24 protein-coding genes, 1 tRNA gene and 1 pseudogene are annotated in these 24897 nt (G+C 69.4%); 10 read left to right on the top strand and 16 right to left on the bottom strand.

Annotation, left to right across the window (positions count from 1 at the left end; genetic code table 11):
- Positions 1 to 157 precede the first annotated feature (157 nt).
- A complete protein-coding gene (locus PHN62_RS12565; protein WP_300151152.1) occupies positions 158 to 559 on the top strand; it encodes a hypothetical protein in 402 nt (133 codons plus the stop codon).
- 184 nt (positions 560 to 743) lie between these two features.
- Here the strand turns inward: PHN62_RS12565 and hspQ are convergent, their stop codons facing one another.
- Positions 744 to 1073, bottom strand: a complete 330-nt coding sequence (gene hspQ, locus PHN62_RS12560; RefSeq protein WP_300151150.1) for a heat shock protein HspQ — start codon at positions 1071 to 1073, stop codon at positions 744 to 746.
- Positions 1074 to 1263: 190 nt separating this feature from the next.
- On the opposite strand from hspQ, the gene PHN62_RS12555 reads away from it, so the two are divergent.
- On the top strand, positions 1264 to 2025 hold the full coding sequence (locus PHN62_RS12555; protein WP_300151148.1) for a hypothetical protein: 762 nt from the start codon (positions 1264 to 1266) through the stop codon (positions 2023 to 2025).
- Between the two features lie 183 nt (positions 2026 to 2208).
- Here the strand turns inward: PHN62_RS12555 and PHN62_RS12550 are convergent, their stop codons facing one another.
- Positions 2209 to 3603 carry a dipeptidase gene (locus PHN62_RS12550; RefSeq protein WP_300151146.1) on the bottom strand — a complete coding sequence of 465 codons (1395 nt, stop codon included), beginning with the start codon at positions 3601 to 3603 and terminating at the stop codon, positions 2209 to 2211.
- A 174-nt stretch (positions 3604 to 3777) separates the two neighbouring features.
- On the opposite strand from PHN62_RS12550, the gene PHN62_RS12545 reads away from it, so the two are divergent.
- On the top strand, positions 3778 to 4134 hold the full coding sequence (locus tag PHN62_RS12545; protein ID WP_300151144.1) for a CidA/LrgA family protein: 357 nt from the start codon (positions 3778 to 3780) through the stop codon (positions 4132 to 4134).
- On the top strand, positions 4131 to 4847 hold the full coding sequence (locus tag PHN62_RS12540; protein ID WP_300151142.1) for an LrgB family protein: 717 nt from the start codon (positions 4131 to 4133) through the stop codon (positions 4845 to 4847). The genes PHN62_RS12545 and PHN62_RS12540 overlap by 4 nt, the downstream gene beginning before the upstream one ends.
- A 175-nt stretch (positions 4848 to 5022) precedes the next feature.
- Here the strand turns inward: PHN62_RS12540 and PHN62_RS12535 are convergent.
- A tRNA-Thr gene (locus tag PHN62_RS12535) sits at positions 5023 to 5097 on the bottom strand.
- Positions 5098 to 5240: 143 nt separating this feature from the next.
- On the opposite strand from PHN62_RS12535, the gene rnhA reads away from it, so the two are divergent.
- The gene (gene rnhA, locus PHN62_RS12530) at positions 5241 to 5732 is read left to right on the top strand and encodes a ribonuclease HI (RefSeq protein ID WP_300151140.1); all 492 of its coding nucleotides are present in this window, start codon (positions 5241 to 5243) and stop codon (positions 5730 to 5732) included.
- Here rnhA and moaA read toward each other — a convergent pair.
- The 5 genes from moaA to PHN62_RS12505 form a co-directional block, all read right to left on the bottom strand.
- Positions 5719 to 6744, bottom strand: a complete 1026-nt coding sequence (moaA, locus tag PHN62_RS12525; protein ID WP_300151138.1) for a GTP 3',8-cyclase MoaA — start codon at positions 6742 to 6744, stop codon at positions 5719 to 5721. The genes rnhA and moaA overlap by 14 nt on opposite strands.
- 191 nt (positions 6745 to 6935) lie before the next feature.
- A complete protein-coding gene (locus PHN62_RS12520) occupies positions 6936 to 7376 on the bottom strand; it encodes a thiol-disulfide oxidoreductase DCC family protein (protein WP_300151136.1) in 441 nt (146 codons plus the stop codon).
- A gap of 88 nt (positions 7377 to 7464) precedes the next feature.
- A complete protein-coding gene (arfB, locus tag PHN62_RS12515) occupies positions 7465 to 7899 on the bottom strand; it encodes an alternative ribosome rescue aminoacyl-tRNA hydrolase ArfB (RefSeq protein WP_300151135.1) in 435 nt (144 codons plus the stop codon).
- On the bottom strand, positions 7896 to 9098 hold the full coding sequence (locus PHN62_RS12510; protein WP_300151133.1) for an aminoacetone oxidase family FAD-binding enzyme: 1203 nt from the start codon (positions 9096 to 9098) through the stop codon (positions 7896 to 7898). Before PHN62_RS12510 ends, arfB begins: the two co-directional genes overlap by 4 nt.
- Positions 9095 to 10054 carry an acetyl-CoA carboxylase carboxyltransferase subunit alpha gene (locus PHN62_RS12505; protein ID WP_300151131.1) on the bottom strand — a complete coding sequence of 320 codons (960 nt, stop codon included), beginning with the start codon at positions 10052 to 10054 and terminating at the stop codon, positions 9095 to 9097. Before PHN62_RS12505 ends, PHN62_RS12510 begins: the two co-directional genes overlap by 4 nt.
- Before the next feature lie 210 nt (positions 10055 to 10264).
- On the opposite strand from PHN62_RS12505, the gene PHN62_RS12500 reads away from it, so the two are divergent.
- Positions 10265 to 12043 (top strand): HAMP domain-containing sensor histidine kinase, encoded by a 1779-nt coding sequence (locus PHN62_RS12500; protein WP_300151129.1) that lies wholly within the window; start codon positions 10265 to 10267, stop codon positions 12041 to 12043.
- Positions 12044 to 12110: 67 nt separating this feature from the next.
- Here the strand turns inward: PHN62_RS12500 and PHN62_RS12495 are convergent, their stop codons facing one another.
- From PHN62_RS12495 to ppa, 8 genes are all read right to left on the bottom strand, one after another.
- Positions 12111 to 13946: an ABC transporter ATP-binding protein gene (locus PHN62_RS12495; protein WP_300151128.1), complete on the bottom strand. Its 1836-nt coding sequence runs from the start codon at positions 13944 to 13946 to the stop codon at positions 12111 to 12113.
- 191 nt (positions 13947 to 14137) lie between these two features.
- Entirely contained in the window at positions 14138 to 15214 is a 1077-nt protein-coding gene (locus tag PHN62_RS12490) for a pilus assembly protein N-terminal domain-containing protein (protein WP_300151126.1), read from the bottom strand.
- Positions 15215 to 15288: 74 nt separating this feature from the next.
- Positions 15289 to 16068, bottom strand: a complete 780-nt coding sequence (locus PHN62_RS12485) for a TatD family hydrolase (RefSeq protein WP_300151124.1) — start codon at positions 16066 to 16068, stop codon at positions 15289 to 15291.
- A 24-nt stretch (positions 16069 to 16092) separates the two neighbouring features.
- Positions 16093 to 17124, bottom strand: coding sequence for a DNA polymerase III subunit delta' (locus PHN62_RS12480; protein ID WP_300151122.1), 1032 nt, complete (start codon positions 17122 to 17124; stop codon positions 16093 to 16095).
- Positions 17121 to 17765: a dTMP kinase gene (gene tmk / locus PHN62_RS12475; RefSeq protein ID WP_300151120.1), complete on the bottom strand. Its 645-nt coding sequence runs from the start codon at positions 17763 to 17765 to the stop codon at positions 17121 to 17123. The genes PHN62_RS12480 and tmk overlap by 4 nt, the downstream gene beginning before the upstream one ends.
- Positions 17762 to 18970: a D-alanyl-D-alanine carboxypeptidase family protein gene (locus tag PHN62_RS12470; RefSeq protein WP_300151118.1), complete on the bottom strand. Its 1209-nt coding sequence runs from the start codon at positions 18968 to 18970 to the stop codon at positions 17762 to 17764. The genes tmk and PHN62_RS12470 overlap by 4 nt, the downstream gene beginning before the upstream one ends.
- Positions 18971 to 19070: 100 nt before the next feature.
- Positions 19071 to 19976: an SPOR domain-containing protein gene (locus tag PHN62_RS12465; protein ID WP_300151116.1), complete on the bottom strand. Its 906-nt coding sequence runs from the start codon at positions 19974 to 19976 to the stop codon at positions 19071 to 19073.
- Between the two features lie 287 nt (positions 19977 to 20263).
- Positions 20264 to 20806 (bottom strand): inorganic diphosphatase, encoded by a 543-nt coding sequence (gene ppa / locus PHN62_RS12460; protein WP_300151114.1) that lies wholly within the window; start codon positions 20804 to 20806, stop codon positions 20264 to 20266.
- Between the two features lie 231 nt (positions 20807 to 21037).
- Here ppa and PHN62_RS12455 point away from each other — a divergent pair, with 231 nt between their 5' ends.
- From PHN62_RS12455 to PHN62_RS12440, 4 genes and pseudogenes are all read left to right on the top strand, one after another.
- A complete protein-coding gene (locus PHN62_RS12455) occupies positions 21038 to 21922 on the top strand; it encodes an ATPase (RefSeq protein WP_300151112.1) in 885 nt (294 codons plus the stop codon).
- A 184-nt stretch (positions 21923 to 22106) separates the two neighbouring features.
- Entirely contained in the window at positions 22107 to 23126 is a 1020-nt protein-coding gene (gene metA / locus PHN62_RS12450) for a homoserine O-succinyltransferase (protein ID WP_300151110.1), read from the top strand.
- A complete protein-coding gene (ppk2, locus tag PHN62_RS12445; RefSeq protein WP_300151108.1) occupies positions 23038 to 23973 on the top strand; it encodes a polyphosphate kinase 2 in 936 nt (311 codons plus the stop codon). Before metA ends, ppk2 begins: the two co-directional genes overlap by 89 nt.
- A gap of 163 nt (positions 23974 to 24136) precedes the next feature.
- A pseudogene (locus tag PHN62_RS12440) lies at positions 24137 to 24826 on the top strand (arginyltransferase); the annotation flags it as partial.
- Positions 24827 to 24897: the final 71 nt, after the last annotated feature.

Raw genomic sequence — 24897 nt, 5'->3', positions numbered from 1 at the left:
CCGCAAGGGCGCGGGTTCGACGCAAGTCGGGCCCGCATTTGCAATCTTGTGTTGCGTTTAATAAATACGCTATCTATAATTCATGACGTGAAAGGATTAATCGACTCGTCATTGATAAAGCCGACGAGGAATTCTGAAGGGGGAAATCTTGTCCATCTTGAGCAACGGAGGAGTTCAGAGGAAGCTTCTCGCCGCATTCTTCTGCCTGAATGCCGGCGCCGCCAGCGCAGGGCCCTGCTCCTCCTACCAGTATGACAAGGCCGAAAGCTTTGCGGAAAGCTCCGGGAAGGAGATCATCCGGAAATATGGCGGAGGGAAGAACAACCGCATCGTCATGAGGGGCTGCGACTATAATTCCTATACGGACAGATTCAGGATCGACATGGAAGTCTACTGGGACGGAAGTTTCTTCGGAGACAAATATAACGTCGATGGAGAGCTGAGGGTGGATTCGGACGGAAGAAACGGCGAATTCTCCATGACGTACCAGAACTCGGCCGCCGAAGACCTGAGCTTCTTCTTCGGCGTGCTCAAGTTCGGCGTCATGCTGGCCCAGTGACGCTGCGCTCTGGCGGATACGGTCGCTTCCGCCAAAGACCCGGGAACCTCCCTCAGAGCGCGACGGCGAGCCGACACGGAAACCGCCGAGGGAACCCCGGAGTCGCGAGGATCACCTTCCGGAGGGCGTCAGGATGGGAGAGGCTGCAAGGCGCAGGCGGCTCCGTCTCGATCGGTGCGGCGTCTCAATGCGCCCGCCTCTGGGAGGGCAGATAGGAGCCGTCGCGCCAGTCGGCGAAATATTCGTCGATCTGCGGATGATCCATCGGAGCGCCCGTCTCGTCGAGCTCCAGATTCTGCTCGGAGACATAGGCCACGTAATAGCTCGTCGCGTTCTCCGCGAGCAGATGATAGAAGGGCTGCTCCTTGCTGGGCCGCGCCTCCTCAGGAATGGCCAGCCACCAGGCCTCCGATTCCGAGAACACCGCGTCCACGTCGAAGACCACGCCCCGGAAGCCGTGGAGGCGATGTCGGAGAATTTGTCCAAGCCCGTATCTGGCCTTCGCACGGATCATCTTCTGAGCCTCGTTCAACCTCGTCCTCTCGCAGCGGGAGGAGCCTCCCCCTTCCGGGCCGCCTGGACAGGAAGGTAAAGGGAAACTTAACGCCCGTCCAGCGGGATGACAGTGTAAAGCTTTGTCTTGACTGGAGAATTTTTCAGGGCTCCGGAAATTCCGCTCCAGAGCCCCCGGAGTCGCCCGTTGCGTGAAGGCGTCCCTGTTCCAGAACGGCCCCGATTCCGTTAAGCTGCGGCCCATGCGTTCGAACTGGAGCCATTTCTTCATCAATCTGGCGACCGCCCTTGTCGTGGCGGGCGGGCTCTGGGTCTATCTGCGCCCGACCGCGGCGGCGGTGCGTTTCGAGCCCCAGCCGAGCTTCGGCGAGATCTCGGACGTCTGCCGTCTGATGAAGGCCCGGCCTCACTGGTGGAACGCCCTCCTGGACGCCGAACGCCGCTGGGAGGCGCCGCCTCATCTGACCCTCGCGATCATGTGGCGCGAAAGCTCCTTCATCGCCGACGCCCGGCCCCTGAAGCAGGGCTTCTTCAGCTTCCTGCCCGCGCAGCGGCTGTCTTCGGCCTATGGCTACGCCCAGGCGCTCGACGGGACATGGGCCTGGTATCTGCGCGAGACCACCCGCAAGGGCGCCCGGCGCGAGGCCTTCGCCGACGCCGCCGACTTCATCGGCTGGTATCTCGACCGCACGCGGCGGGACCTGGCGCTGCCCTTCGAGGAGATCTTCGATCATTACGCGGCCTATCATCAGGGCCACGCGGGCTATGCGCGCGGAGGCTGGCGCGAGAATCCCGTGGTGACGACCCCGGCCCGCGACGTCGTGCGTCAGGCGCAGATCTACGAGAGGCGGATGTCCGACTGCATGACCGGATACGCCGCGCGTCAGGCTCCGGTCGAGACGCCCGCCCCGAGGCCGCGTCCGCCGGTGGGACGCGCCGCCGCCGCGCTCTGAGAGGGGCGCAAAAAAACGCCGTCCTTCCGGGGAACGAAATGGGACGGCGCATGGCAGGGGCATGGTTCAGGGCTTGGACGCCCCGGTTGAGGTTGATTTTACAGGAAACGGCTTTCTCCGGGAACCGCCCCCGACCCCTCGCGCCGAGGCGCAAAAGGACAGGAGCGGCCGCGCGGTCGGGAATCAGGCGGCGGGCTCGGCCAGACGCGCCAGCACCCGCGCCCAGGAGCGCGCGCCCTTCTCGAAGCTGCGCAATTCGTATTTCTCGTTGGGGGCGTGGATGCTGTCGTCGTTGAGGGCGAAGCCGATCAGCAGCGTGTCCACGCCGATGGTCTTGCGCAAGAGCCCCACCACCGGAATCGAGCCGCCGCTCCCGACCAGCGCCGCAGGCTTGCCCCATTCCGCGCCGAGGGCCTCGCGCGCCGCCGAGACCCAGCGGCTCTCCAGCGGCAGGCTCACGCCCGGCGAGCCGCCATGCTCGACGAATTCGGCCTTGCAGTCGGGGGGCAGGGCGGCTTGCACATGGGCCCGGAAGGCCGCGCGGATCTTCGCGGGATCCTGATCCCCCACCAGCCGGAAGGAGATCTTGGCCATGGCCTCGGCGGGCAGCACGGTCTTGAAGCCCGCCCCGGCGTAGCCGCCCGAAATCCCGTTGATCTCGCAGGTGGGGCGCGACCAGATGGACTCGAGCACGCTGCGGCCCTGTTCTCCGGCGGGCGTGGTCAGGCCGACTTCGCCGAGGAAGGCGGATTCGTCGAAGCCCAGAGCCTCCCGCGAGGCCCTGATCTCCGCCGAGGGCTCGGGCACGCCGTCGTAGAAGCCCGCGAGGGTCACGCGGCCCTTGTCGTCATGGAGTCCGGCGATGATCTTCGCCAGAGCCGTCGCCGGATTGCGCGCCGCGCCGCCATACATGCCCGAATGCAGATCCCGCGCGGCGGCCCTGATCCTCAGCTCTTCGCCGACCAGCCCGCGCAGGCTCAGCCCGATGCTGGGCGTCTCGGCGTTCCACATGTCGGTGTCGCAGACGAGCGCGACGTCGGCGCGCAGCTCCTCGGCGTGTTCGCGCAGGAAGCCCGGCAGATGCTCGCCGCCGGATTCCTCCTCGCCCTCGACGACGATGGTGACCCGCACGGGCAATCCGCCCTGCGCCTTCCAGGAGCGGCAGGCTTCGAGGAAGGTCATGACCTGGCCCTTGTCGTCCGAAGAGCCGCGGGCGTAAATGCGGCGGCCTTTGGGGCCTTCGGCGAGACGGGGCTCGAAGGGCGGGCTCTCCCAGAGCTCCAGCGGATCGACCGGCTGCACGTCGTAATGGCCGTAGAAGAGCACGTGGGGCGCGCCCGCCGGAGCGGAATCGTCATGAGCCACCACGATGGGATGTCCGGCGGTGGGGCGGGATTCGGCGGCGAATCCCATGCTCCGCAGATCCGCCACGAGCCAGTCGGCGGCGCGGACGCATTCGGCGGCGTAAGCCGGATCGGTCGAGATGGAGGGGATCTTCAGCAGCGCGATCAGACGATCCAGCGCGGCCTCGCGGCCGGAATCGAGACGGGCGAGCACGGCGTCGAGGGGGGCGGTCATGGAGCAGGAACCTCGCAGAAGGAAAAGCGGCGTTCAGGCTAGACCCTCGCCGGGCCGTTGGGGAAGGGGATTCCGAGGGGCGCCGCGCCAGGGAGCGACTCCGATCCGCAGGGACAAGGGCCGCGCGTCATGGCGATCTGGGGGCCTTCTCCCTCCTGCTGATTCGGAGCCAAGATGATTCCCGCCCTCCTGCTGCTTCTGGCCTCTCAACTGGCCGGAGAAACCCTTGCGCGGCTGACCGGCCTGCCGCTGCCCGGTCCGGTGATCGGAATGATCCTGCTGTTGTGCGCTTTCGGGCTCCGGCCGAAGCTGGCCGAGACGGCGCGTCCTCTGGCTTCGGGGATTCTGGGCAATCTCTCCCTGCTCTTCGTTCCGGCGGGGGTGGGGGTGGTCGGGCATCTGGACAAGATGGCGGCTCATGGCCTGGCGCTTCTGGCGGCGCTGACGCTCTCGACTCTGGCGGCCATCGCGGCGGGAGCTCTGACCTTCTCGCTCGTGGCGAGGCTGCTGAAGACGGAAGCCGCAGAATGAAGGACGTCGCGGAGATCTGGAGCTATCTGGCGCAGAGCCCGCTGCTCTGGCTGACGGCCACTCTGGCGGCCTATGCGCTGGGCGACGCCTGTTTCCGGGCCTCGGGACGCAAGCCCTGGGCGAATCCGGTGCTGATCGCGGTGGCGCTTCTGGGGCTGCTGCTGCAGGCCACGGGCACGCCCTACGCCGCCTATTTCGAGGGCGCGCAATTCGTGCATTTCCTGCTCGGCCCCGCGACGGTCGCGCTGGCCCTGCCGCTCCGGGACAATCTCGGCCATGTGCGCAAGGCGGCTCTGCCGGTGCTGGCGGCGCTCCTGGTGGGCTCGGGTGTGGCGGTGGGCTCGGCGCTGGGGATCGCTACGGCCTTCGGGCTGGAGGGCGAGCTTCTGGCCTCCCTCGCGCCGAAATCGGCGACGGCGCCGGTGGCCATCGGCGTCGCGGAGAGCCTGGGCGGCTCTCCCACCCTGACCGCCGTGCTGGTGCTGCTGACGGGCGTCGTGGGGGCGATCTGCGCGACGCCCCTGCTGAACGCGCTCGGCGTGCGCGACTGGCGGGCGAGGGGTCTGGCGCTGGGCGTGGCGGCGCATGGCATCGGCACGGCGCGGGCCTTTCAGGTGAATCCCACGGCCGGCGCCTTCGCGGGGCTCGGGATGGGTCTGAACGCGGTGCTGACGGCCTTTCTGGCGCCTCTGGCCCTGAGGTTCTTCCAGTAGGGCGCGGGAGCGGAGGCCTCGATTCGTCGGGGCCTCGGCCAGGCTCCGGAGGCCGGAGCCTCCCCATCGGCGGGGGGACCGGGCGCATCCGGAATCGGGGCGCGGCAGGACGGAGAATCGCGCCGACCCGACCGGGTTCCGGCGTGATTTCAAAAGCTTCCATGTTCCGGGAAAATGGTGCTGCCGGAGAGATTCGAACTCTCGACCTCTCCCTTACCAAGGGAGTGCTCTACCCCTGAGCTACGGCAGCGCTCTGGCGGATCCTCTATAGGGGGCGCCGCCTGCGGTCAAGGCTTTTCGCAAGCCCTCTTCTTCCGCGACGAGGCCCGTGGTTGGCGGGCGTCTCCGGAGATGCTACAGCCTGACCCTCCCGCCGCCAGCCCGAGCCAGCCCATGCCGACGCCTGTCCAACTCTACGTCTTCACCGACGGCGCCTGTTCGGGGAATCCGGGGCCCGGAGGATGGGGCGCGATCCTCTCGGCGCGGCGCGGCGAAGAGGTCGTCAGGGAGCGCGAGCTCTCCGGCGGCGAGGCCCTCACCACCAACAACCGCATGGAGCTGCTGGCCGCCATCTCGGCGCTGGAGGCTCTCGACCGCCCTTCGGCCCTCACCCTGATCACGGATTCGGTCTATGTCCGCGACGGCGTGACGAAATGGATCTTCTCCTGGCGGCGCAACGGCTGGCGCAAGTCCGATGGCGGGGCGGTCAAGAACGAAGATCTGTGGAGACGCCTCGACGCGGCGGCGGCCCGTCACAAGGTGGTCTGGGAATGGGTCAAGGGCCACGCCGGGCATCCCGAAAACGAACGCGCCGACGGTCTGGCCAGGGCGGGCATGGCCCCCTTCAAGCCCGCGAAGGCCGAGGCCTCCCTCAGCCGCCCGTGACGCTCATGTGGCGCGAGAGCGCGGGCGCCTGTCCGCGGCGCTCGTAGATGAAGTCATGGCCCTTGGGCTTGCGGGCGATGGCCGCGCGGATCGCCGCTTCAAGCGCCTCTCCGGAGGCTCCCGCCCGCAGAGGCGCGCGCAGATCCGCCGAATCCTCCTGGCCGAGGCACATGTAGAGCTGGCCCGTGCAGGTCAGGCGCACCCGGTTGCAGCTTTCGCAGAAATTATGCGTCAGGGGCGTGATGAAGCCGATGCGCCGTCCGGTCTCCGCGACCTCCACATAGCGCGCCGGGCCGCCCGTGCGATAGGACGTGTCCCGGAGGGTCCAGCGGGTCGCGAGTTCGCGCCGGACTTCGCTCAGCGGCCAATATTGGTCGAGGCGCTCCAGCCCGCCGAGCTCGCCCAGAGGCATCACCTCGATGAAGGCGAGGTCGTGGCCTTCGCGCCCGGCCCAGGCCACGAGGTCATGAACCTCGCCGTCGTTGATTCCCTTGAGCGCCACCACGTTGATCTTGAGATGGATCCCGACCGCCCGGGCGGCCTCCAGCCCGGCCATGACCTGTTTGAGGTCGCCGCCGCGCGTGACCCTGGCGAAGGTCGCAGGGTCGAGGCTGTCGAGCGAGACGTTGATCCGGCGCACCCCCGCCGCCGCCAGAGCCTCGGCGTGGCGCGCGAGCTGCGTGGCGTTGGTGGTGAGGGTGAGTTCTTCGAGCTCCCCCGACTTCACCCTTGCGCCCAGGCTGCGGATGAGGTCCAGCACGTCGCGGCGCACCAGAGGCTCGCCGCCGGTGATGCGCAGCTTCTTCACGCCCAGGCCGATGAAGGCCCCGCAGAGCCGCTCCAGCTCCTCCAGCGTGAGCAGCTCCTTGCGCGGCAGGAAGGTCATCTTCTCCGCCATGCAGTAGACGCACCGCAGATCGCAGCGATCCGTCACCGAAACGCGCAGGTAGCGGATGGCGCGGGCGAAGGGATCGATCAGCGGAGCGGTCCGCGTGAGGTCGGCGGCGGTCATCGTGCGGGCCTTTCCTGAGAGAGGGCCGAATGCGGAGCGCCTTCCTGCGCCCGGAATCCGTCCGCTCCTGGGGGAGACCCCTCCAGAGTCTCACCTTTCGGGCGGCGGCGCAATCGGGAGCGCCCGGAGGGCGCGCTCGGCCTTTCGGAGGAATATGGGGCGCTCGGCCGCCGGAGGCCAGTCCCGAAGCTTCACGCCCGCGCGGGCGGCTCGCCTTCGAGCCCGAGGAAGCGGGCGCGCTGCTCCGGCGCGGGCAGGAAGCAGGAGTCCAGACGCCCGAACCAGACGTAGCGCCGCGCCGCCACGCGGTCATAGAGCCGGTCCCGCAGCGGAAGGGGCAGCAGCCGCGCCAGCGAGGCCGCCTGACGCCAGGGCCCCTTGAGGCGTCGCGCCAGAGCCAGAACCGCCGCGGATTTCGTCAGGGCGCGGCCGTCCTCGATCACCAGAATCGTGCGGTCGAGATCCTCCGGGCGCAGGCCGTGGGCCTCGGCGAGACGGCGCCCCTCGGCGGACCAGGCCCCTGCGAAGCGCAAGTCCTGATCGCGCTCATGGCGCAGGAGGAAGCGCGTCGCGCCCGAACAGAGGACGCATCGCGTGTCGAAGAGGAGGACGGGCGGCGAAGAAGAAGTCATGACGCGGCTCCCGGATCAGGCGCGGCGGATCCTGCGCCGGAGCCCGGGCGAAGACCAGTCCGCCGGACGCCGCAGGGCCTCGGCGCGTTCAGTCCTCGTCGCCGGAGGAGGGCGCGCCGCGCAGACGCTTCACCGTCCCGCGCACGGCCTTGCCCGCCAGACGCCGCTTCTGCGACCCGAGGGTGGGCTTGGTCGCGCGGCGCGGCGGAGGAGGCGGCGCGGCGGCGGCGCGGATCATCTCGGCGAGTCGGTCGCGGGCGGCCTCGCGGTTGCGGGCCTGGAAGCGGTGCTCCTGAGCCTTGACGACGATGACGCCCGCCTCCGTCGCCCGCCGTCCCGCCATGCGCAGGAGCCGCGCCCGCACGGCCTCCGGCAGGGAGGGCGAGTTCGCCGCGTCGAAGCGCAGCTCCACCGCCGTCTCGACCTTGTTGACGTTCTGGCCGCCCGGACCCGCCGAGCGCACGAAGCTTTCCTGAAGCTCCTCTTCGGGGATGACGATGGAGGCGGTGACGTAAAGGGTCACATGGCCCTCCCCGCGGCGGCTCCCGAGGCCCAGGCCCACTGGAAGTTGTAGCCGCCGAGCCAGCCCGTCACGTCGAGGCATTCCCCGATGAAATGCAGCCCCGGAACCGCCCGGACCTCCATGCTCTGGGAATCGAGCGCCCGGACGTCCACGCCGCCCGCCGCCACTTCGGCGATGCGCCAGCCCTCCAGCCCGACGGGCCGCATGTCGAGGGCGTGGATCGCGGCGGCGACGCGCCGCAGCTCCGCATGGGAGGCGTCCGCCAGAGTGCCCCAGGCGCTCACCTCCTCCGCGAGGAAGCCCGCGAGGCGCTGGGGAAGCCCGGCCCCGAGCGCCGTGGCGATCTCGCGCCTGGGATTGGTCGATTTGGCCGCGATGAGTTCGGCGGCGAGATCGCGTCCGGGCGCGAAATCCACCGTCAGGGGCTGGCCCTGCCGCCAGTAGCTCGAAGCCTGCAGCAGCGCCGGGCCGCTCAGGCCGCGATGGGTGAAGAGCCCCGCCTCGCGGAAGACCGGCGAGCCGGGCGCCTGAGCCGTCACCTCCGTCGAGACGCCCGCCAGCTTGCCCGAACGCGCCTTCATCTCCTCGCTGAAGAGGAAGGGCGTCAGGGCGGGGCGGGGCCGCACCACCGGCACGCCGAATCGCGCCGCCAGCTCGTAGGCGAAGCCCGAGGCGCCGATCTTGGGGATGGAGGGCCCGCCCGTCGCGACGATCAGCCGGGGCGCGCGCCAGTTGCCGCGCGTGGTGAAGACCTGGAAGTCCTCGGCCTTGTCGATGTCCCGGACGTCCGCGCCCGTGACGAGGAGGCCGCCCGAGGCCGCCAGCTCGTCGAGCAGCATCTCGATGATGTCGTTCGCCGAATTGCGGCAGAACAATTGGCCGAGGGTCTTTTCGTACCACTCGATCTTGTGCTTCTCGACCATCGCGAGGAAATCGCGGGGCTTGTAGCGCGCCAGAGCCGAGACGCAGAACTTCGGATTCTCCGAGACGAAGTTCTTGGGCCCGGCGTTGACGTTGGTGAAGTTGCAGCGTCCGCCGCCCGAGATGCGGATCTTCTCGCCGATGGTCTCGGCGTGATCCAGCAGCACGACGCTCTTGCCGCGCTTGCCCGCCTCGATGGCCGCCATGAAGCCCGCCGCTCCCGCCCCGAGGACGACGACGTCGACCTGATCCGCCCTGCCGGGCTCCGCAGCGTTCATTCCAGTCCCCTCGCGCCCATGGCGAGGAATTTCTCGCGGCGTTGCTGGCGCAAGGCGCCCCTCTCGAAGCCGGCGAAGCGCGCCAGCCCCTCGTCGATGGCCGTCCCGACGGCGGCCACGGCGGCGGCCTTGTCGCGATGGGCGCCGCCCACGGGCTCCGGCGCCACGGCGTCGATCACCCCGAGCTTGTAGAGATCCTGCGCCGTGATCCGCAGGGCGGCGGCGGCCTCCTGAGCCTTGGCCGAATCCTTCCACAGGATCGAGGCGCAGCCCTCGGGCGAGATCACCGAATAGATGGAGTGCTCCAGCATGATGACGTGATTGGCCGCCGCGAAGGCCACCGCGCCGCCCGAGCCGCCTTCGCCGATGACCGTCGCGATCAGCGGGACGCCGATCTCGAGCCCCTTCTCCGTCGAGCGGGCGATGGCCTCGGCCTGGCCGCGCTCCTCGGCGCCCTTGCCCGGATAGGCGCCGGGCGTGTCGATGAAGGTCAGCACCGGCAGGCCGAAGCGGTCGGCCATCTCCATGAGCCGCACGGCCTTGCGGTAGCCTTCGGGGCGGGCCATGCCGAAATTGCGATGCAGGCGCGTCTGGGTGTCGGAGCCCTTCTCCTGGCCCAGCACCATGACGGGGCGTCCCCGGAAGCGCCCGAGCCCGCTGATGATCGCGGCGTCCTCTCCGAAGACGCGGTCTCCGGCGAGGGGGGTGAACTCCTCGATCAGCCCCTCGACGTAATCCAGGGCGTGGGGGCGGCCCGGATGGCGCGCCACCTGGGTTTTGCCCCAGGGGCTCAGTCTGGCGTAGATCTCGGCGAGGTGGGTTCTGGCCTTCTGTTCGAGCTGGGCCACCTCGTCGGCGATGTTCATCGCGGGATCCTGCCGCGCGAGGGCGCGCAGCTCCTCCGCCTTGCCCTCCAGTTCGGCGAGGCCTTTTTCAAAGTCGAGATAGGTCAGCATGTCCTGAACGTGTCCTCTGTCGGTCGGGGCGGAATATGGCGGCTCCGGCGGGGGAAGGGAAGGGCGCAGAAGGGGCGCAGACCCCCCGGACTCGCCTTTCCGGCGCGTTCTGGCGCCGCCCTTGCTGGTGAAGAGCGGGAATCCGGCCCGGAAAGGGCGTCCGCCCTCGGCCCGGCCGGAACGCAGAAGACCCAGATCGAGGGCCAGACCATGCCGCATCAAGCGCCGCCTTTCGCCGAGACTCTCGACCCTTCGCCCGCCCTCTGGGTCTGGGACGGAGCGCGTCGGCGCATCCTGGCGGCCAATCGCCGGGGCCTGGAGGTCTGGGGAGAGGAGGCGGTCCCCGATCTCGCCGAGCGCGACTTCGCGCCGCAAAGCGCCGCCACCCGCATGCATGAGGAGCTGGAGCGTCGCGCGCGCGTCCTGGCGGAATCGGGCGGCGAGGGGCGGGCTTCGCTCCGGGCCTCCTTTTCGCCTCAGGGGCGTCCCATCGTCCTGGATTGCGTCGGGCGGCTGGTCGAAAGCGGGACGGGGCGCCGTCTGCTGCATGTCGAGGCGCGGCCTGCGGGCGCCCTCGACGCCGGACTGGAGCGCGCCGCCGCCGGATTCGCCGAAGCGCCTCTGGCTCTGGTGCTCTTCGGCGAGAACGGCGAGGCTCTGGCGCAGAATTTCGAGGCCGAACGGCTCTTCGGCCCGCTCTCGACGCAGGAGCCTTACGGCCTCGGGCGCATCCTGCGCAGCGAGGAGGGGCCCGCCATGCTGATGCGCGGCGCCTTCCTCGACGGCGCCTACAGCGCGGCGGTCCCGGTGGCCACCCGCGAGGGCGCCCGCCGCATGAGGATCTCGGCGCGGCGCATCGAGGATCCGGCCGGATTCGCGGCGGTGCTGGCGGGATTCTCCGAGATTCCCGACCGGCGGCTGGAGGCGGTCTTCTCGGCGGTTCCGGCCCCGACCGATCTGCGCGCCGGCTTCGGCGCCTTCGCGGCGGCTCTGGACCAGACGGGCCGCGTGCAGGACATGCCCGCCGCCGCCGCCGAGATCTTCGGCCGCAAGCCCGAGGAGCTGCGCGGCCTCAGCATGGAGGGGCTCCTCGACGCCGAGGGCGGCGAGGCGCTGATCCATCACGGCTTCGGGGCGGGGGCCGCGCTCTTCGAGGGGGCGGCGCTGCATTCGGGGCGTCGTCTGCTTCTGGCGCTCGGCCCGCGCGAGCCTCTGCGCGAGACGCGGATGCTGAACATCCTGCCCTTGCCGGGTCCGGCGCGGGCGGCTTCGGTTCCGGAATCGGCTCTGGCGCGGCTCGGGGCGGTGGAGGCTCTGAGCCATGGCCTGCGCGATCCGCTCAACCTGCTGATGGGGCGTCTGGACATGCTCCGGCTCCAGGCCCGCGAGGCGGGCGCCGAGGAGGAGGCCGGATCCCTCGCCGACGCCCATGAGGGCGCGAAGGCCATGGCCCGTCTGATCGACCAGGTGCTGGACTGGCGCCGTATGGAGCAGGGCGACCTGCGGCTGGATACCCGCCCCACGGATCTGGCGGCTCTGGTGCGCCGCCTCGCGGCGGAGGCCCAGTCTCCGGCGGCGCGTCGGGGGGTGGGCCTGGTGGCGGCGGTGGACCCGGATCTGCCCTTCGTGCTGACCGATCCCAACGTTCTGGGCCGGGCGCTGGAGCTTCTGCTCGGGGAGGCGCTGCGCCTGACTCCGGCGGGCGGCTCGACGCGCATCGGCGTCTGGCGCGACATGGAGGGCGGGGCGCGTCTGGAGGTCATGGACACCGGCCCCGGCTACGCCCCCGAGGAGATCGCCGAAAGCGCGCGTCCCTTCGGCCTGCCGATTCCCGTCGCGGGCGGCGGATTCGGCGGAGAGGGCATGAATCTGGCTCTGGCGCGGCGTCTGGCCGAGGCCTGCGGCGCGCAATTCGTGCTGACCAGCGAAAAGGGCGTGGGCGCGGTGGCGAGCCTGGTCTTTCCGCCCGTCCGGCGCGCGCCCGTCTGAACATGAAGACGCCGCCTGACGGGAGTCGGGCGGCGTCCGCGGTTTTCGGAGAGGGATCGGGGCGGGGTCAGGAGAGGTCGAGGAAGCCGCCGGACTGGCGCGCCCAGAAGCTGGCGTAGAGGCCGTTCAGGGCGAGAAGCTCCTGATGGGTGCCCTGCTCGATGATGCGGCCATGCTCCAGCACGACGATGCGGTCGAGATGGGCGATGGTCGAGAGCCGATGCGCGATGGCGATGACGGTCTTGCCCGCCATGAGATCCTCCAGCTCCTCCTGGATGGCGGCCTCGACTTCGGAATCGAGGGCGCTGGTGGCCTCGTCCAGCACGAGGATCGGCGCGTTCTTGAGCAGGGCCCGCGCGAGGGTCACGCGCTGGCGCTGTCCGCCCGAGAGCTTCACGCCGCGCTCGCCCACATGGGCCTGATAGCCCTTGCGGCCCTTGGGATCCTCGAGGTTCTGGATGAAGTCGTGAGCCTGGGCGCGGCGGGCGGCCTCGATTCCGGCTTCGGCCCCGGCTTCGGGGCGTCCGTAGAGGATGTTGTCCATCACGGAGCGGTGCATCAGGGCGTTGTCCTGGGTCACCACCGAGATCGACCCGCGCAGCGATTCCTGCGTCGCCTTGCCGATGTCCTGGCCGTCGATGAGGATGCGGCCCGATTCGACGTCGTAGAACCGCAGGAGCAGATTCACGAGCGTCGATTTGCCCGCTCCCGAACGCCCCACCAGACCCACGCGCTCGCCCGGCCGGATCACGAGATCCAGATCCCGCACCCCGCCCTTCTCGGCGCCATAGGCGAAGCCGACCTGCTCGAAGCGGATCTCGCCCTTCTCGACCTGCAGGGTCTTCGCCTCGTCGGCGTCCTGAAGCACGATGGGCGCGGAGAAGCTCTGCATGCCCTCCGAGACCTGGCCGAGATTCTCGAAGATCCCCGAGACCACGAACATGATCCAGAAGCTCATCTGGGTGAGGCGCAGCGTGAGCGCCGCCGCCGTCGCCAGAGCGCCGAGCGTCGCCTGATCCTGCGTCCAGAGCCAGAGCGCCAGACCGCAGATGCTCGTCAGCGCGAGGCCGTTCAGCGCCAGAAGCATCGCCTCCATGGAGGTGATCAGCCGCATCTGGCGCCGGAAGGCTTCGAGGAAGCCCTGCATGCCCTCGCGGCCGTATTCGTCCTCGCGCCCGGCCCGGGCGAAGAGCTTGACGGTCAGGATGTTGGTGTAGGAATCCACCACCCGCCCGGTCATGATCGACTGGGCGTGCGACACCGTCTCCGAGCTCTCGCGCAGACGCGGCAGGAAATGGGCCATGATCCCGACGTAGCACGCCGCCCAGAGCAGCAGGGGCGCCGTCAGCCGCCAGTCCGATTCGGCCATGATCAGCGCGCCGCCGATGAAGTAGACGACCATCTGCCACACGGCGTCGATGCCCTGGAGCAGGCTTTCGCGCAAGGCCCTCGGCGTCTGCATCACGCGGTTCGAGAGCCGTCCGGCGAAATCGTTCTGGAAGAATCCCAGAGTCTGCCGCAGGAGCCGGCGATGCAGCCTCCAGCGGATCTGGATCGTGAACCCCGACATGAAGCTGAGGTTGTACAAGGCGTTGTGCAGGAAGCTGAACAGCGGCCGCAGCAGAAGCGCGGTCACGGCCATGCCCAGCAGAAGCGCGCCATGTTCGGAGAACATGCGCTCGGGCCCGGCCTCGCGGGCCAGGTCGACCAGCTGGCCGACCCAGCGCACCAGAAGAAGATCGATCGCCGCGACCAGAAATCCGAGAACGGCCAGCACCGCCAGCCAGGGCCAGACCGGCTTGACGAAACGCGCGTAGAATCCGCGCATCGTCGTCGGCATGGGCTCGTTCTCATAGGGATCGGGCGCGAAGGCGTCGATGAGACGCTCGAACCATGCGTACATGAGGGAGGACTCGCTTGCGGATCGGGCGTCGGGGGGCTCGCGCGGATGACGAGCGCCTGCGCCATGCGGAAGCGACGCAACATGAACAAATCATGCTCGAAAGGCAAGAGCGAAAGCGCGCCGGAACAGCCGCAGGGCCGGAAGACGCGAAGTCCTCCGGCCCTGCGGCGCCGTCCAGGCGAGGCGAAGCCTCAGTTCATGAGATAATCCGGCGGCGGCAGCGTCGGCGAGGAGGATCCGCCCGGCGAGAGCGCGCGTTCGTTCGCCCCGGCCGGCTGCGACGACATGGCTCCCGAGAGCAGCATGCTCTGGAGCATGGCCGCCATGCCCGGATCCATGAGCGGGCCTGCGGGCGCGGCCGGAGTCTCGGCCTTGGGGGCGGGGGCGGGGGCTCCGCCCATGCCGCCCGGACCCTCGAAGGCGTCGGGAGGCATGCCGCCGGTCTGGGCGCCCACCGCGGTGCGGTCGAGGCCCATCTCGGCGTTGATCACGCCCAGATGCGAGCTATGCGCGCTCGGGCTGTCGTTCTGGCTGAGGGAGCGCTCGCAATAGGGGGCGCATTGATAGTTCTCGCGGGTGGGGCCCTGACGCAGCGTGACGCGCTTGGCTTCCGGCTCGCGGACGAAGACCTCCCAGCTGGCGATCTCCTCCTCGTTCTCGTCCAGCGCGACGATGTTCGTCGAGCCGACCGAGCGCGCCGAGACGAACATGGTGCGCTTGGAGAGCACCGTCACGTCGGCCACCGCCGGATTGCCCACGAGGATCGTGGTGGCCTCGCGGTCGAGGCGCACGCGGCGCGTATGGTCGCCGAGAATCACGAGGCAGCGCTCGCCCTCCAGCAATCCGCCGCAGGCCGCCGAAGGGGCGTAGCCGAAGACGTCGTTCTGCCGGGCGTAGGCCGGAGGCTGGGGCGCGAGCGGCGCCGCCTGATAGGTCGGCGCGTAGACCGGCGCCGCCGAAGCCCCGTAGGGGTCGTAGATCGGGCCGGTCGGCAGGCCGCCGGTGATCATCGGCGACGGGTTGTAGATCGGGCCGGTCGTCAGGGGCGCGGAGGGCTGGCCGTAAAGAGCGGTCGGCGGACGGTCGCCGGGGCTGTAGACCGGAGCGCTCGCGCGGCCCGCGTCGTAGACCGGAGCGCCCGTCAGGGCGTTCTGGGCCCTGTATTTCGCGGCGCCCGGCGAATCGGCCTGAGCCGCGCCCGCCGCGCAAATCGCCAGAAGACCGACGATCGCCGCCGTTCTGCGCCCTGCGCGCTTCTCGCCATCCATTCGCATCTCGGCCTCGCGCCTTGTGGAAACTTGTCGCGAGAGATTACGAAGGGCGACTTGCCGCAAACTTAAGATCAGGGCGCGATTTTCGAGAAAAGCCGGTGAAAGTTCGCCGTGGTGGCTTCGGCGAAGGCTTCGGGGGTCATGCCGCGCCTTTCGGCGAGGACGCGGGCGGTCTCGGCGACATAGGCGGGCTCGTTGCGTCGGCCGCGATGGGGCGGCGGCGCGAGATAGGGCGCGTCGGTCTCGACGAGGATGCGCTCAAGGGGAACCTCGTCGAAGATGCTCCGCAGGGCCTCGGCGCTCTTGAAGGCCGCCACGCCCGAAAAGGAGAGACAGGCCCCGATGGCCAGAGTCCGGCGCGCCAGCTCGCGGCCCGAGGAGAAGCAATGCATCACGCAGGGAAAGGCGCCTCTGGCGTGCTCCTCCTCCAGCAGGGCGGCGACGTCCTCGTCGGCGTCGCGGGCGTGGACGATCAGCGGGAGCCCCGTCTCGCGCGCCGCCGCGACATGAGTCCGGAAGAGCCGCGCCTGAAGATCATGCGGCCAGCGGTCGTAATGATAATCGAGCCCGGTCTCGCCGATGCCCACCATGCGGGGATGCTCGGCGAAGGCGACGAGATCCGCGAGGCTCGGCTCCTGGGGCTCCTCGCCGACGTTCAGGGGATGCACCCCCACGGCGTAGAACACCGCATCCGAGGATTCCGCGATGGCCCGCACCTGAGGCTCCTCCTTCAGGCGCGTGCAGATGGTGACCATCCGCCCCACGCCCGCCGCCTGGGCGCGGCGGATGATCTCGGGAATCTCGCCCTTGAAGTCGGGGAAATCGAGATGGCAATGGCTGTCCACGAGCATGGGAGGCGTCCTCAGGGGTCGGGTTCAGCCCGGCGCATGAAGTCGGGCGGCTCTGGCGGCGGTCTCCTCAAAATCCCGCGCCGCGTCAAGCAGCATGAGGCCGCGGTCCAGATTCAGGAGCTTCGCCTCGGCGGCCCGGGCGACCTGCCGCGCCTGAGCCTCGGCCCAGAGCGCTCCGGCGGCGGGCGGCGCGATCCGGGCGGCGAGGGCCGATTCTCCGGCGGCGGCCTCCGGCCGGAGCGGCGCGCCATAGGCCGCGGCTCGCGCCAGACGCGCCAGCAGCAGGGCCCAGAGCTCTTCGGGCGCGACGGAATCCTCGGGCGCGCGGGCGGCGAGGGCCTCCAGAGCCGAGCGGTCGGCGGGACGGGGCGCGAAGCGCAGAAGCTCGACAAGACGCGCGTAGAGCTCCAGCCCGCCCGAGGCCTTGAGCGCCAGAGCCGCCCCCGCCGAGCCCTCGGCGAGCGCGGCCAGAGCCGCCGCCTCTTCGGGGGCGGGGGATTCGCCCCGCGCCGCGAGGATCCCGGCGATCCCTGCGGCGGAGAGCTCCTGAAATTCGAGGCGGCGGCAGCGCGACCGGATCGTCGGCAGCAGCTTGCCCGGCGCATGGGAGACGAGAAGGAACACCACGCGCGGCGGCGGCTCCTCCAGCAGCTTGAGCAGGGCGTTGGCGGCGGCGGGATTGAGGTCTTCGGCGGCGTCGATCAGGGCGACGCGCCAGGCGCCGTCGGGCGCGGAGAGCGCCAGATCCGCCTTCAGCGCCCGCACCAGATCCACCGGGATGACGCTCTTGCGCTTGTCGGTCTTCTCGTCGAGGGGGCGTTCGAGGAGCCGCAGGCGGGTTTCGCGCCCCTCCCGGACGCGCTCGCGGACGGCTTCCGGAGCCTCTCCGGGGCGTCCGAGCAGCCGCGCCGCCGCCAGCCGTGCGAAGAGCGCCTTGCCGACGCCCTTCGGCCCGGTCAGAAGCCAGGCGTGGGGCATGCGTCCTGCGCCCCGGGCCTTCGCGAAGGCCTCGCGCGCGGCCTCATGCCCGACCAGAGGCCCCCAATCCCCGTTCATGACGCCTCGACCAGAGGCCGCGCCGCCGCCCAGACCCTTTCGGCGACCTCCTCCGCCGCGCCGCGGGCGTCGACGAGCCTGCGCCGCTCCGGGGCGGAGAAGGCCAGAGCCAGAAACCGCCGCCGCAGCTCCTGCTGATAGGCGAGGCCGCGCGCCTCGAAGCGGTCGGCGGAGCCGCGTCGGGCGGCGCGGGTCATGGCTTCGGAGGGATCCATGTCGAGAATCAGCGTGAGATCCGGCTCCAGGCCTTCCGAATGCAGGGCGTGCAGCGCCTCGATCTTCTCGGAGGCGAGCCCCGAGGCGCCCTGATAGGCCCGCGTCGAATCCACGAAGCGGTCCGAGAGCACGATCTTCCCTTGCGCGAGGGCGGGGCGGATCTTCTCGGCCACATGAGCCCCGCGCGCCAGACTCATCAGGGCGGCCTCCTCCAGAGGCGTCCAGTCCTGCGCGCCGCCGAGGAGAAGCCCCCGCAGAGCCTCGCCCTTGGGCGTTCCGCCCGGCTCGCGCGTGCGCAGGACGGGCAGGCCCCGCGCCTCCAGCCTTTCGGCCAGAAGCGCGATCTGCGTCGATTTCCCCGCGCCGTCGCCGCCCTCGAAGGCGATGAAGAGCCCGCGTCCGCCGCGCCCGGCCGTCTGGCTCACGGAGCGGCGCCCTGCGTCTTCTCCTCGCCCGCGAGCCCCGCCGCCCGGAGCGCCCGCGCCGCCGCCGTGGAGGCGCCCGCCCTCAGCTTGACCGCGAAGCCGCCCCTGGCGACGTCCTCGCCCGCCACGAGGGGGATCTCGATGGGGTCGATTCCCGGCGCGCTGACCCTCAGGGCCCCGAGCCTCTGGCCCTGCCGGATCGGCGCGGGCGCGGGGCCCTGATAGACGATTTCGGCCTGAACCTGCTCGCGCGCGCCCACCGGCGCCGTGAGCGTCAGCGGATTCTCCACCACCAGCGAGACGCTCGGGCGTTCGCCGATCCAGACCTCGGCCTCCCCGACCTTCAGCCCCGGATGCCCGACGGTGAAGGTCTCGAATTCGCGAAAGCCCCAGTTGAGCAGGCGTTCGGCTTCCTGGGCGCGCTGGTTCTCGCTGTCGAGCCCCGAGACCACCAGCGTCAGACGCCGCCCCTCGCGCAGGGCCGAGCCGACGAGGCCGTATCCCGCCTCTTCGGTGTGGCCGGTCTTGAGCCCGTCGGCGCCCGGCGCGCTCAGCAGGGGGTTGCGGTTCGCCTGGCGGATGCCCTCCCAGGTGAATTCGCGCTCGCCGTAGAGATGATAATATTCCGGGAAATCGGTCAGGATGCGCTCGGCGATGATCGCCAGATCCCGCGCGCTCATCCGGTGGTCCGGATGGGGCCAGCCGGTGGCGTTCATGAAATGCGACTGGCGCATGCCGAGCTCTTCGGCCTTGGCGGTCATGCGGGCGGCGAAGGCCTCCTCGCTTCCGGCGATGGCCTCGGCCAGCACGATGCAGGCGTCGTTCCCCGACTGGATGATGACGCCCCGCAAAAGATCCTCGACGCGGATCTGGTCGTTCACCCGCACGAACATCTTGGAGCCGCCCATCCGCCAGGCCTTCTCGCTGACGCGCAGCCGGTCGTCGAGGTTCAGCCGCCCGGACTTCAGACTCTCGAAGACCAGATAGGCCGTCATCAGCTTGGACATCGAGGCCGGCGGAATCGAGACGTCCGCCTCCTTCGAGAAGAGCACCGCGCCGGAGGCGTGGTCGATCAGCATGGCGGCTCTGGCGGCGGTCTCGAAGGGCGCGACCTCGGCGCGGGCGCCCGGGGCGGCCACCAGGGCCCAGAGCGCCAGCGTCAGGCCGAAGCCCGCGCGCGCGGAACGGGAGGGAGCGTCGAGCATGGGGGGCGTCTCCGCAAGATGAAGAACGCCGCGCCTGGGGGGCGCGGCGCTGGATCATGTCGAAAGAGCGGAAAGCCCGCCCTGCGTCAAGCGGTCAGGCTCAGCTGCGCACGAGGCGCGCGTCGCGATGGCCGAGGCCGCGCACGCGGTTCAGCGCCGCCCAGCCCTGGCCCTGGTCGAGCACCGGCCCGACGCGGACGCGGTACCAGGTCGCGCCGCGCACCTGGGCGGGCTCGACGAAGGCCTGCTCGCCGTAGGCGCTCAGCTGACGCACGAGACGCTCGGCGTTGGCCGGGCGGGTGAAGGCGCCGACCTGGACGTAGAAGGCGCCCGAGACCGAACCCGCGCCGTAGCCCGGGGCCGCCGGAGCCGGATTGTAGATCGGCGCCGGAGCGGCGGGCTGGGTGTAGCTGTAGCTCGGCGCGGGCTGCGGCGCCGGCTGGGTGTAGCTGTAGCTCGGCGCGGGCTGGGGAGCCGGCTGGGCGTAGCTGTAGGTCGAGGTCGAGGGCTGCGTGTAGCTGTAGCTCGGCGCGGCGGGCTGGGGAGCCGGCTGCGTGTAGCTGTAGCTCGGCGCAGGCTGGGGAGCCGGCTGCGTGTAGCTGTAGCTCGGGGTCGAGGGCTGCGCGTAGCTGTAGGTCGAGGCCGACGGCTGGGCGTAGCTCGAGGACGAGCCGTAGTCGTAGCTCGGCTGGGCGTAGGCGTTCGCGCTGGCGGAGTAGTCGTAGGCGCCGCCGAGATAGGTGCTCGAGCCCGAGGGCTGGGCGTAGCTGTAGGTCGGGGTCGAGGCCGGGACGGGCTGGGCCGTCTGGGCCTGATCCAGGTAGTAGGGCTCGCTCACGCTGACCACCTGGCCGACCTGAGCGGGGGCCGGGGCGGCGGCGTAGGGCGCGCCGTAGGCCTGGCCGTAGTTCTGAGCGCCGTAGTAGCCCTGAGCGGCCGCCGGTCCGGCGACGACGAGAGCCAGAGCCGCGACGCTCGTCGCGCGGATTCGTGCCTGCCTCGACATGATGTTCTCCTCATGCGTTATTCAGAGCCGCCATCGCGCGCGTTGTTCTGCTCGACGCCCGACGCGAAGCGACGCGCCGCACGCGGAGTTTTCGACAGGATCGCTCCATGTGCGGCGCGGGGGGAGGATAACGTTGAACAAACAAACTTCCAAGGAAATTTAAACCTTAACCGCCGCAAGTTTGATTGATCTGAGACATATTTCCGGCGCAATCGCCCGGGGGAGAAGTTCGCAATGGGAACAGAACCCCCGGGATCCTTACGGGAAATGCGGCGCTTCGGCCCGACTCACGCCTTTTGAGAGACGGCCGCCACGCCGCGGGCGATGATCTCCTCGGCGGCGTCCTTGTCGCCCCAACCCGAGACCTTCACCCATTTGCCCTTCTCGAGGGCCTTGTAGCTTTCGAAGAAATGCCTGATTCGATCCAGCTCGATCCGGGGCACGTCGTCGAGATCCTCGACGTCGGCCTGGAAGGGGTCGATCTTCTCGACCGGCACCGCGAGGATCTTCTCGTCGCCGCCGCCTTCGTCCTCCATGCGCAGCACGCCGATGGGGCGGCAGCGGATCACCGAGCCCGGCGCGAGCGTCACCTGGGTGCGCACCAGCACGTCCACGGGGTCGCCGTCGTCGCCGAGGGTGTTGGGGATGAAGCCGTAATTGGCCGGATAGAACATCGCCGTGTTGACGATGCGGTCCACGAAGACCGCTCCGGAATCCTTGTCGATCTCGTATTTCACCGGGGCGCCGCCGTTCGCGCCGCCGGGGATCTCGATGACGACGTTCACGTCGGAGGGCGGATTCTTGCCCGCCGGAATCCTGGAGATGTCCATGGTTGCTCCCTGGCTTTCTGCGAGGCCGGAGCGGCGGGCGCGGAGCCGGGGGATCCGGGATCGCGACGCGTCGCCCTCGGCGATGAAGGCGGCTTTGCGTCCGCCCCGCCTCCGTCGCGCTGGATTCCTGTCTGCGACAGAATCTTGCTCAGGCGCGGCGAGGCTTGGCGGTCGGGCGACTTTTCGGCTAAGCCTTGGCGCGTTTCAAGCCCCAATCGAGCGAGATGAGCTGTGTTCTTTGCGGATGGCGCCGCCTTTCGGGCGGTTCGGCGGAAGGCCGTGACCCTGTTCGGCATGTCGGGAGTGGGCAAGACGCGCCTCTCGACGCTGCTGCGCGAATCGGGCTGGCGTCATTATTCGGCCGACCACCGGATCGGCGCCCATTATCTGCGCGAGGCGATCAACGAGGATCTCAAGCGCCAGGTCATGGGGCTGCGGCGGCTGCGGCCTCTGCTGATGACCGATTCGATCCGCGTGGCCGCCAACATCACCTTCGACGACCTTTCAGCGCTCTCGGCCTGGCTGGGCAAGCCGGGAGATCCCGAGAAGGGCGGTCTGGCCTTCGCGGAATATCTGCATCGCCAGCGTCAGCACCGCTCGGCGGAGATCGGCTCGATGATGGACGCCGAGGCGCTGATCGTCCCGGCGCGCGACGTCTACGGCTACGACCACATGGTCGTCGACGCCAGCGGCAGCCTCTGCGAGGTGGTCGAGCCCGAGGCGCCTCATGACGCCGTGCTGCAGTCGCTCGCGCGGGTGGGGGCGCTGCTCTACATCCGGGGCGACGAAAGCCATGAGGAGGAGCTCGCCCGCCGCTTCGCCAGAGCCCCCAAACCCATGTATTACGAAGAGAATTTCCTCAAGGCCAAATGGGCCGAGTTCAAGGCCGAGGCGGGTCTGGCCGAGGATTCCGAGGTGGATCCCGACGATTTCATCCGCTGGGGCTTCCGCCAGCTCCTGCGGCGGCGGATTCCGCGCTATCAGGCCATCGCCGACCGCTGGGGCTATCAGGTCGAGGCCGAGGAGGTCGCGGCGCTGCGCGACGAGCAGGATTTCTCCGAGCTGATGGCCCTCGCGATCGACCGCCGCCTTACGCGGGAGAAGGCCTCCGCCTGAGGGCTCCGGGGCGAAGGGCGCGACGCCGGAGCGGGGAGGGGGCGGGAAAGCGCCCTCTTGCCGCCGCCCGTGGTTCCGCTACATCTTTCGGGGAGGCCCGCGCCTTCGCTTCGGCGACGTCCTGCGCGGCCTTCATCCTCTTCATCGCCGTCGCGCCCCGGGAGCCGGGGCCTGGAGTTTCGTCATGCCCATCAGGATTCCCGCCCATCTCCCCGCCCGCGACGTGCTGGAGCGCGAGGGCGTGATGGTCATGACCGAGGATTCCGCAGGGCGTCAGGACATCCGGCCGCTCCAGATCGCGCTGCTGAACCTCATGCCCAACAAGATCCGCACCGAGACCCAGTTCGCGCGTCTGGTGGGCTCCAGCCCGCTCCAGATCGACATGACCCTGATGAGCGTGGACGGCTATGCGCCGCGCAACGTCTCGGCCGAGCACATGCTCAATTTCTACCAGCCCTGGTCGGAGCTGCAGGAGCGCAAGTTCGACGGCCTGATCGTCACGGGCGCGCCCGTCGAGACCATGCCCTTCGAGGAAGTCTCCTACTGGCCCGAACTGGAGCGGATCTTCGAATGGTCGCGCAAGAACGTGCATTCGCTGTTCAGCATCTGCTGGGGGGCTCAGGCGGCGCTGCGCCATTTCCACGGGACGCCCAAGCACGAGCTGCCGCAAAAGGCCTTCGGCGTCTACGACCACCGCAATCTCGCGCCTTCCTCGCATTATCTGCGGGGCTTCTCGGACGATTTCTCCATCCCCGTCTCGCGCTGGACGGAGGTCCGCAAGGAGGATCTGCCCCTCGGGGAGGATCTGCGCGTGCTGATGGATTCGGACGAGGCCGGGCTCTGCATGCTGGAGGAGCCGCGTCTCCGGCGGCTCTACATGTTCAACCACATCGAATATGATTCGAACTCTCTGGCGGAGGAATATCGTCGCGACGTCGAGCGCGGCGAGCGGATCGCCGTGCCCGCCAACTACTTCCCGGGCGACGATCCCTCCCGCGAACCGAAGAACCGCTGGCGCAGCCATGCGCATCTGCTCTTCGGCAACTGGATCAACGAAGTCTATCAGACCACCTGGTTCGATCTGTCGAAGATCGGCCGGAATCCGGAGGATTACCATGGGCGGGAAAAAGGACAGGAAAGCGGAGAAGGCTCCGGAGCAGACGGCGCCGCCGCCTTCGGCCGCCCCGACCGCAAAGCCGTTTGACGGCGCCATAACCCGCCATTTCGAGGAGGAGGCGCCCGAAGAGATCCGCAACCTCGTCCGGAGCGCCGCGAAGGGCCAGATCCTCGATCCGGCCTATCCCTGGCGCGAGGAGATGAAGAAGAAGGACTACGAAGCCGAACTGGAGCCCCTCCAGATCGAGCTCGTGAAGATGCAGGCCTGGGCGCGCAGCTCGGGCGCGCGGATCTGCGTGATCTTCGAGGGCCGCGACAGCGCGGGCAAGGGCGGATCCATCGGCGCGGTGGCGCAGAACCTCAATCCGCGCGGGGCTCCGGTGGTCGCGCTCTCCAGGCCCACCGAGCGCGAGGCGGGGCAATGGTATTTCCAGCGCTACGTCGAGCATCTGCCGGGCCGGGGCGAGATCGCGCTCTTCGACCGCTCCTGGTATAACCGCGGGGTGGTCGAGCCGGTCATGGGCTTCTGCACGCCCGAACAGACGGAGGCCTTCCTGAGGGCCGTCCCCGGCTTCGAGCGCATGCTGACCGAAGACGGGATGATCCTCTTCAAGTTCTGGCTGACCATGAGCCGCGCCGCCCAGCTCCAGCGCTTCCTGGAGCGCGAGAGCGATCCGCTCAAGCAGTGGAAGCTGTCGCCGGTGGATGTGGGCGGCCTCTCGAAATGGGACGACACCACCCGCGCCGCCGAGGAGATGCTCCGCCGGACCCATCGTCCGCCGCTGGCGCCCTGGTGGGTCGTGAACGCCGAGGACCAGCGCCGGGCGCGGCTCCAGATCATCCGGACGCTGCTCTCGGGGCTGCCCTACGGGAACAAGGACGCCGCGGTCGTCGGCGAGGCCGATCCGCGCCTCATCGCCCATCCGGCGCCCTGAATCCCGGCGAGGAGGGGGCGCCCGTCCGCGCCCTCTCCGGATCTCGGGCGGGCGCGTCGAGGCTCTTGGCGAGGGAGGGGAGTCTGTCATATCCTCTTCATGAAAAGCCTGGAGCCCGGACGGGCTTGCTGCCTCGCCCGTTCCGGGCGGCGGAGGGACGAAGATGACGCAGCATTTCGGCCTGCCTCGGCCCCGGTTCTATGTGACCGAGCCCCAGCCCTGCCCCTATCTGGCGGGTCGGCTGGAGCGGAAGGTGTTCACGCCGCTGCATGGCGAGTCCGCGCCCATCCTGAACGACGAATTGTCGCTCAACGGATTCCGGCGCAGCCAGAAGGTCGCCTACAAGCCGCAATGCGCCGGATGCGACGCCTGCGTTTCGGTGCGGGTGCCGGTGGCGCGCTTCGAGCCCACCCGGACCCAGCGCAAGATTCTCAACCGCAATTCGAAATTCCTGCGCGAGAGCCGTCCGCCGCGCGCCACCGAGGAGCAGTTCGAGCTTTTCCGGCGCTATCTCCAGGCCCGCCACGGCGACGGCGCCATGGCCGACATGGACGACTACGAATTCGCCGCCATGATCGAGGACACCACCGTGCGCACCCGCGTGGTGGAGTATCGCGATCCCGAGGACGGATCCCTTCTGGCCGCCTGTCTGACCGACGGCCTGGCGGACGGGCTCTCGATGGTCTACAGCTTCTATGATCCCGACCGCCCCGAGGCCAGCCTCGGCGCCTATGCGGTGCTCGACCACATCCGGCTCGCCGGAGAGGAGGGTCTGGAGCATGTCTATCTCGGCTACTGGATCGAGGGCAGCCGGAAGATGGCCTACAAGACCGCCTATCAGCCGCTGGAGCTGCTGACGCCCTTCGGCTGGCGGCCCTGGAGCCCGCCCGCGACGCCCTGATCCTTCCGCCCTTTCAGCCTCCG

The organism is Neomegalonema sp., assembly GCF_028688855.1.
Lineage (GTDB): Bacteria > Pseudomonadota > Alphaproteobacteria > Rhodobacterales > Rhodobacteraceae > Neomegalonema.
Note: the sequence above shows the minus strand (reverse complement) of the source record. Positions and strands in the feature narration are given on the sequence as shown.